General features: G+C 44.0%; 9 protein-coding genes. 5 read left to right on the top strand and 4 right to left on the bottom strand.

Translation table 11 applies throughout. The features are described from left to right. The first annotated feature begins 91 nt into the window (after positions 1-91). The 4 genes from IT291_10470 (at position 92) to IT291_10455 (ending at position 4,560) form a co-directional block, all read left to right on the top strand. Positions 92-265, top strand: a complete 174-nt coding sequence (locus tag IT291_10470) for a hypothetical protein (GenBank protein MCC6221651.1) — start codon at positions 92-94, stop codon at positions 263-265. Between the two features lie 170 nt (positions 266-435). Then, complete coding sequence (locus IT291_10465) at positions 436-2,070, top strand: tetratricopeptide repeat protein (protein ID MCC6221650.1); 1,635 nt, start codon at positions 436-438, stop codon at positions 2,068-2,070. Positions 2,071-2,145: 75 nt separating this feature from the next. Then, positions 2,146-2,679, top strand: coding sequence for a hypothetical protein (locus tag IT291_10460; GenBank protein MCC6221649.1), 534 nt, complete (start codon positions 2,146-2,148; stop codon positions 2,677-2,679). A 306-nt stretch (positions 2,680-2,985) separates the two neighbouring features. After that, positions 2,986-4,560 carry a hypothetical protein gene (locus tag IT291_10455; GenBank protein ID MCC6221648.1) on the top strand — a complete coding sequence of 525 codons (1,575 nt, stop codon included), beginning with the start codon at positions 2,986-2,988 and terminating at the stop codon, positions 4,558-4,560. Positions 4,561-4,709: 149 nt separating this feature from the next. Here IT291_10455 and IT291_10450 read toward each other — a convergent pair whose 3' ends face one another. From IT291_10450 to IT291_10435, 4 genes are all read right to left on the bottom strand, one after another. Next, positions 4,710-5,837, bottom strand: coding sequence for an ATP-binding protein (locus tag IT291_10450; GenBank protein MCC6221647.1), 1,128 nt, complete (start codon positions 5,835-5,837; stop codon positions 4,710-4,712). A 247-nt stretch (positions 5,838-6,084) separates the two neighbouring features. Next, the gene (locus IT291_10445) at positions 6,085-6,486 is read right to left on the bottom strand and encodes a hypothetical protein (protein ID MCC6221646.1); all 402 of its coding nucleotides are present in this window, start codon (positions 6,484-6,486) and stop codon (positions 6,085-6,087) included. Between the two features lie 547 nt (positions 6,487-7,033). Then, a complete protein-coding gene (locus tag IT291_10440; protein ID MCC6221645.1) occupies positions 7,034-7,183 on the bottom strand; it encodes a hypothetical protein in 150 nt (49 codons plus the stop codon). A gap of 88 nt (positions 7,184-7,271) precedes the next feature. After that, positions 7,272-7,535 carry a hypothetical protein gene (locus IT291_10435; protein MCC6221644.1) on the bottom strand — a complete coding sequence of 88 codons (264 nt, stop codon included), beginning with the start codon at positions 7,533-7,535 and terminating at the stop codon, positions 7,272-7,274. A gap of 448 nt (positions 7,536-7,983) precedes the next feature. On the opposite strand from IT291_10435, the gene IT291_10430 reads away from it, so the two are divergent. Then, positions 7,984-8,094, top strand: a 111-nt coding sequence (locus tag IT291_10430; protein MCC6221643.1) for a transposase, incomplete at its 3' end; no start/stop codon positions are given.

The following is an 8,094-nucleotide window of genomic DNA, read 5'->3' as shown; positions in this document are numbered from 1 at the left end:
GTAGCAACGAGCTTGACACCATAACCTAAAAACCATACAACTTAAAAACCTAAAATATGCAAAGTCGATCGACCTAGAGGATGTCTTGGGCATGATAACGCCTTCAGAGATGCTGGCTTCCGGCGGCTATCCGTGGACAGTTATTCCGCTAGAGCAACGCCATGACTATATGGCTGCACTGGAATCAGCTAGTGTAGGCGAGGATATCCGCCCATTTAGAAAGTTTCTTGCTAGGCTAATTGAAAAGAATAAGACCACCTTGTAGCTGACTTTTTCCAGGGATTTAAGGCGTGTCGACAAGCATGCCACAAAGCAACTTTCTGGAGGTCGCAGAGCGTAATATCACAAAAACGCGAGTATATGTCATAACTTCGTAGAGATATTGGACTAAACGCTAGCAGGTATGGCTAGCTAGGTGAATCTTACGAAGTGGATATGCCAGAGGTATGTATTAATAATTGCAATATGGCAGCAACGCTAGATGGGCGTAATGCTAATTTGCAGGGGGACAATGGATTATCATCTTTTGAGCTTACTCCCCCGCGAGAGCTGTCAAATACGCTCATTAGTCAGAATGCGCTTTGCTGCCCACCCGTCACTGCCGTGTATCTGCCGCCTAAGGCGGCACATCAGCAGTCATTTAACATCGATGATGTCTTAAAAATTGAATCGGTACTGTTTTCGCCAGAGCAGGCTAAGGAAGCTAAGGCTGGTCTAAATAACCTCATTGACGGTATTTCTCGCAAGCTGGAGTCTGAGGACATCCGGGGATTGGACACAGTAGGTAAGGTTCAACGGGTTTTTAGGGCCATTGAGGAGAGTGGTTTGAAACCTTGTAGTGGAGTGCGGTGTTTGAGCGACGTTTTTGTTGCCGGGACAGATAGCACTGGCAAAATAGACTGCGACACCTCTGCTTTGATGGTCTTGGCGTTGGCAGAAAAATACGGTTGGAAGGATGTGGGGATGGTTGTTATTCCTGGGCATGCTTTTATTAGAGTTGGCGAGAAGAATGTGGAATATGTAGGAGTTAAGGATGATAGCTTCTACAGGAATGCGTATGGGTTAAGAGACGAATGGGTACCACACGCTCTTAAGGGAAAGGAAGTGCTTGCGCTATCCCATTGGGTGGTTGCTGCGAACTCCTCGAGTCAAAATCCCGATCAAATAATTGAAATCTGTAACGCGGGCCTACAGCTGAGAAAAGAGGAGTCCTGGTTATGTTACGAAAGAGGACGGGCACAGCTAGAAAAAGGAAAATTCAAACAAGCGATATCAGACTTTAGCAGCTGCTTGCAGTTTAATGCCGACGAGAGGCACGACTTAGACGACGCGTTGGCATATCAAGGCCGAGGAATTGCTTATAGCTCCTCTGGCCGCGATAAGAAGGCCTTATCGGATTATTCCGAGGCCATAAAACTTTACGAGAGGATGGCAAAGCTCTACTTGGAAAAGGCGAAGTTGGCCCCGCATGATTACATGCTATTTTCGGCGGAACACTACTTGGACGAAGCGGCATACTGCTTTGCTGCTAAAGGAGAATTACATAGGGCAAGATATGAGATAAATAATTTTAAAAAAAACGAGGATGCTGCGAATCAGGATCTGAAGGAGATGGAGGTTTGCGCTAACTGGCTAAAGTCTCGCGGGACTAAGCTCATGGAGGAGGATAAAAATAGCAAGGCAGTTGAGTGTTTTAGCAAAGCACTCGCCATAAATGCAGGCGACACAGAGCTGTATCTTAGTCGCGCTGAGGCGAATATGGCGCTTGGAAAGTCTAAGGAGGCTGCGGACGATGCGAGTAGGGTTGTCGAGTGGGCCCGCGAGTCTAACGAGAATAGAGCTCAGGCCCATTGTCTGCGAGGTTTGGTTAGGATGGAAATGAAGGATTATAGCGGTGCCATCGGCGATTACACAGATGCACTAAAACTTTCGCCAAACAACGCTGAGGCTTATTATTGCCGAGGGTTGGCCAAGGTAGCGACTGGGGATCGAGACGGGGCCACCGTGGATTACAAAAAAGCGTTAGAGCTGGATCCAGAGTTAAAGGATTTTGAAAATTATTTAGAATAGAACAATTGCAAAGTGGCATATTTTTTAGGTTTTTATCGAGAATCGGATAGTTAAGTCATTTACTTGGAGTAAGTTATGAGTGTTATTCAATCGCTAAATAATGTCGTTCAGGCGTTAAATTCCCAACAACAGCAGCAAGTGAATAATGGCGTAAGTAATTATGTCGTCCCAGCGATAAACTCAGCTCAAAATGCAGTTCTACCTAGCTTGTCGCCAAAGCAACGTCATAAGGTTGCTATGAAATCGATTGACCTGCTGACAGACCACACTGGGGACATGTTTAAATATGCTTTCAATAAGACGGCCGACGCTTTTAAGAATTACCAAAGCGGAACTCTAAGCAAACAGGGATTTAATGCTCAGATCAATCAGATCGCTTCGGATTTGCATGACGACATGACGAGCAGCATTAACCAAGGGGCGTTTAAGGTCCTGGGTAAGAACATTAGCACCCATGCAACACTCGATGTTGGTCCGGCCTTACAACAGGCTTGCGTGTCGTCGGTTCAGGCATTTATGAACTTTTCCCAAACTGGAAGTACCGCGGATTTTGCCAGAGAGATCGGTGTAATGGCAAACGATTTCCTTGTTCAGGCTGGGATACGGTAGAGAGATAATCCAGCAAGGCGTCAGCCCACTCTTTGCGGCGTTGTCGTAGACTACTAGTGGGCTTTCGTTGTCGGTGATTACTTCTTTTGCGTTGGCGTCGCGGAGGCATATAGGTTGCTACGACAATTTACGATCGCAAAACTGTTAATCTTCAAAAACCAGCAAATTTCCCTTTGGCCCATTCATCTCCAGGTGGAATTGCTGAATTAGACGTTTTGCCTCAAAAAGAATGTCCCTGAAGGAAAAGGATTCAGAAAAGTTTAGGCAGGCTAAAGGCTCATAAGTCATGTCCCTAAGAAAGGAGGCATGACGAATATGGGAACGACAGGAAGAGATAAGGAAATCAGCTGGTTCTGCAAGCGTTATGAGAATTCTAATCGGCGAGAGAAAGGCGAGTTATTAAGTGAGATAGAGAATCGTTTTTTGGTCAGCCGTAGGCGCGCTAAAAGGCTAATGATTGGCGATTTATGCTCTGAGGCTGAACGGAAGACGAAGACTGGCAAGATTGGTCGGCCATCTAAATATCAAGACAAGGCATTAGCATCTACAACCAATGGTGCTTTATATATTCCGGCGGGAAAGTATGTGATAAACAGTCGCCTAAATATGAACAAGAGCAATTTTGTCCTCAGAGGTGCGGGCCAGGGTGAAACTATTTTGTACTTTCCTAAAAGTTTAGAAACCGTAGTGGGTTTTAGAGATTGGCAGAATCCCCTTCCGGGGCAAATGATATGGGGCAATGGCAGCGGTGGACTAATATGGATAGGAAGCGCTGCCGAATCTGGCTGGCCAGCTTTTGGCCCCTCTTTAGCATTAGTTACGACTCCCGCTTCAAAAGGTAGTTCGGTTCTAACATTAAATAAGACCTCCGGTTTAGCGGTGGGGCAGTACGTCGTTCTTCGTCAAGCAGACGACGTCAATAAGACACTTTGGCAATACCTTCATGGCGACTTAATCTCACCTAATGATCTTAATCCAAGCGATGCTTATTATTGGCCCGTTAAAATTAAAGCTATTTCCGGAAACGCTATTACTCTTAATCAACCGCTTTTATTCGATGTGCGAACACAATGGTCACCCGGCCTATATACTTATACGCCAGTAGTTAAAGAAGTTGGAATCGAAAATCTCACTATCGAATTCCCAGATATTCCCTATGAAGGTCATCACGATGAACCTGGTTACAATGGTTTTGCTTTTCTTGACTCCTTAAACTGCTGGATGCGAAACGTGGAGGTGAAAAATGCTGATAATGCCGGTAGTATTGGAAGGCTATCGAAAAACGTAACCATCTTAAATCTTGCGCTCAAATCGCGGACTCAAGGTAGCTACATAGACAATTTCGGAGGATACTCTGGCCATCATGGGATTTATGTCAAAAGCATGGCTTCAAACAACATGGTTAGCAATCTCGATTTTAAGGGTACCTTCATCCACGAAATAAGCGTCGATGCCAAGGCAAACGGAAATGTATTTCGCGCTAGCCAAGGAGAAGACATTTCATTCGATCACCATAGCTATTCTCCTTTTGCAAATCTATTTTCAGACATCAATGTCGGCGAGGGAAGCAGACCATGGTATTCAAGCGGCAATCCAGATGTCTTTAAGTCTGGCGCTTGGGAAGTCTTTTGGAACATTCACACTAACAAAGGCCAGTTCGTTAAATCGCTTCCGTGGTGGGAACCGCGCAGTAGTGTCGTCCCATCGCAAGAAAGCAATTGGCCATCCGATCCCTTAGACCGATGGGGAGAAATAATGCCCAGCATTACCCCTCGCGACCTTTACTTATCGCAATTTAAGAAACGCACTGGCTATGATAGTTATCTATATTCTCCACCGTCTGCGCCATCCGCGCCCAAAAATTTGAGAGTTGTGCAATGACGATATGCTTGCTTGTGCTTCATATCATCATGTCGCTAAGCACGCTTATTTGCCGTCAGATTACGACAACTATTCAGTTACCTCGTCATTCCTTTTAGGCATCATTGATGATGTAAAGCTGGCTAAAAACATTCGCTAAGCGCAGATCGTCACGACAAAAAGTCGAGATAGTTATTCTTATTTATTACATGCAGTGAACTTGTGGGGTAGGCGTTTTTAAAAGTGTTGGGGAATTTAGCTTTGCTAGCAGAATACTTAATCTCAAATGCAGAAAGTTTCCCATCTCCTTCGCTAACGAGATCTATTTCCTCCTGAGCATACGTGCGCCAGTAATAAAAATTTAGGAATTGCCTTTGGTATTCATTTATCTTTAATTTTTCCACGACGATAAAATTTTCCCAAAGTGCACCTACATCTCCTCGATTTTCTAGTGAATTGAAGTTAGTAATTAAGGCGTTTCGAATGCCATTGTCGACAAAGTAATACCGCTTATTTTTTTGCACTTCCTTTCGCATGTTGCGACTAAAGCCAGGAATAGCAAAGATTACGAAAGTCTTTTGTAAAATGTCTAAGTAACGCGCAACGGTTTTGTAATCGACCTTTACGCCAGAAGCTATTTCGCTTAGTGAAACGTCCTTTCCAATTTGAAAAGCTAAGAGTTTAAGGATGTCCACCAAAATTTTCGGACTCTTAACTCGTTCGAGTTGCAAAATATCTCTTAGAAGATATGAATTTACTAACTCGCGAAGGATTTCTCGTTTTTCCGTTAGCGTAGCTTCCGTAATTACTTCAGGGTAGGACCCATATATTAAATACTCAGCTAGCCGCGCCTTTAAATCATACTTATTTAATTCACCTAAGAGTTCCATTTGAGAGATCGGATATAATACTCGGCTAACCTTTCTTCCAGTTAATGGTTCGCCAACTTTACTTGCGAGTTCAAAAGAGGCCGAGCCGGTAGCTATAACTCTTATTTGCGGCACATGGTCGACTAAAAGCTTAAGTCCAAGGCCGATATTTTCTATATATTGTGCCTCATCGATGACGATGAGGTCGTACCCCTGGGCATACTCCTTAATTTCTTTGAGCGACTGGGAACTAAACAAGTTCCTTACTTCGAGGTCCTCGCCTGTATCGAAACGATATTTATAATTACAAGACGCTAGATAGGACCTTACAAGCGTAGTCTTTCCCACCTGACGAGGTCCATAAAGCACAAAAACCTTCTGTGCTTTTAAATACTTATCCATATCCTGAGCATAAATTCGCCTAATCATAATAAGGAGAGTATATCCTTAGATTTATGTAAATTCAAGGAGTTTAGATCCTTGAATTTACATAAATAGCAGGAATTTGCTTAGGTAACTTTTTATTTCTACGGCCATTGTTTGACTCACCTTTATTATGGGCAGATCGAATTTATTTCCATCGCTGTCGCAGAAGAGTTAAAGCGATTGATTTGCCACTAAGTGAATTACTTCTTCTATAAAAGGAAAAGCAGTGGGCTGCTGCTTTATCGAAAAATTAAATACATACAACACTGCGGAGAGGACCGCCCTCCGTGTCAATGTAGTCCACAAAGGTGCTCTCCCGTGGGATAGTCCCGCGAAAGTTTTTCTTCACGGCCTCGACAAAAGAGGCCGGAAGACCAACCCGGTCCACTATACTATCGGACTTAAGGCTCCAGGCTGCCTTAAGTCTGCGGTAGACCTCGTGGTCTACCATGATATTTGCTAACATGACGGTATAAGAGGTGGCCTCGATACCGCAATTCGATGCCACCTCTTGGGAAGTCTTACCCGTACTCCAGGTAAGGCGTTCCCAAACAATTTTCGAGAGCCCCTTTTTAGGGGCTCGAAAATCCTTATTGAGAGAATTTTTAAAGATCCCCTCAACTATTTTTTCTACTTTATTTCTATTTAACATAAAAACTCCTTTCTGCAGCAGCCCGCCAATTGTCCTTGAAAAAAAGACAATTAACGGGCTGCTGGTTTGGGGAGGATCGAAAATGACAACGCAAAAATTGGCTACCCGCATACTTTAGCGAAAAAACCTTGAGTGCAGCAGCCCAACTACCATATGAGTTCGGAGAGATGTCCGAAAATTGAAAGGAACCAATCTAATATTATAGCGTTGAGTCTGACAGACTAGCATATACCTGCCTGCTAGCTCAAAGTCCTAACTTCCTCAGTTAACGGCTTTCGCCCCTGAGGTGACCCCGTAAGAATCACGGCGAGAAAGGCTTTTTGGTTTCTGAGACACACTTGATGAATCTCTCGTAATCATTTGAATGGCCTAAGTAATTGGACTGATAGAGAAATTCTCAAGGGCTCGATATGTAAGCCCCTGTTGTTACTTGGGAAAAATAATAACCTGGAACCAATCCTTCAGGGAGGGGACTAGCAGCAATTCTAAATTTGCACAACCTACTATTTAGATCAAGAAATACTAGCGGGGGAATTGGTTGCCAAATTTAGAATTGCTGGATTGCGTACCCTTCTTGTAGCGGGCCAGCTGGACCGTGAGCTACCGCACGACTATGCGCATCCAGAGCCGAATAACCAAGTTCATCAAGAACAACCGTGTTAATTTGAGTTACTGCCGCTCCTGTATCGAAAATCACCCGTGCCAGGCGCTCTTGTCCTTTGCCTCTTAGCCTTATACCTACTACAGGCAGCCTGCTTTGAACTGTGATGTTTATTGCCGTGTCATTAGCGCTCTATCGCGATATGGTGCAAGTTTGCGCTGTAAATTGCATCTGCGGGAAATAGCTCTCCAGTGTATAGTAAGGCCGCACGTTTCGGTTTTTCACCGTTTGCCAATAGTTTTTTAAATTCCTTCTTATCCCTATGATGCACTCGCACCACCCCGGCTTGCGGATCCGGCGTTGAAAGATCCCAATTAACGTCCACTAACTGCACCCATTCGTCCTTATAGCGGGTTCTGATCTCATTCCAGGATAACTTCTCACTCATAAAATTACCATTAAGAAATTCTAGCCAAGTTACGGACTTAATCACTAAGTATGCGGATAACAAAACCATTTTGTTACCAAACTAGCTAAGTCTTGTTAACTATTCAGTAGCAAAATGCTAATTTTAGCATCGTTCTCCGTTCTTCTCAATCGCCTAAAATCCTAGGGCAAAGCCAAGCTGGGATTAATGTTACTTTTTTATCGGTAGTTACGAGACAGGCAATCAGTGGCTGCTGAGAGAGGGGGGGGTAAAAACCATAACTCACTCCCTATCCTCGCGACGAAATTCATACATTTTAGGTTCATCGTAAGTAGTTCTGTCCATACGGTGCTCATAATGTTCATCGTCTTCATCACTCAGACAACGAAAATCAAAATGATCTTGCCCCGAAAGAGTGGACACTTTTTATAAAAGGTTTTTATAACTGAAGTATAAGGAGTGCAATAACATGGGAAAGGCATCTAAACGGCAATTTAGTAATGAATACAAGCAGGAAGCTGTGAAGCTAGTAATTGAAGGTGGAGCTAAGGCTAGCGAGGTGGCTCGGGATTTGGGCATT

The organism is Deltaproteobacteria bacterium (genome assembly GCA_020845775.1).
Classification (GTDB): domain Bacteria; phylum Bdellovibrionota_C; class UBA2361; order SZUA-149; family JADLFC01; genus JADLFC01.
The sequence above is the reverse complement of the archived record's forward strand: the minus strand, read 5'-3'. Positions and strand labels throughout refer to the sequence as shown.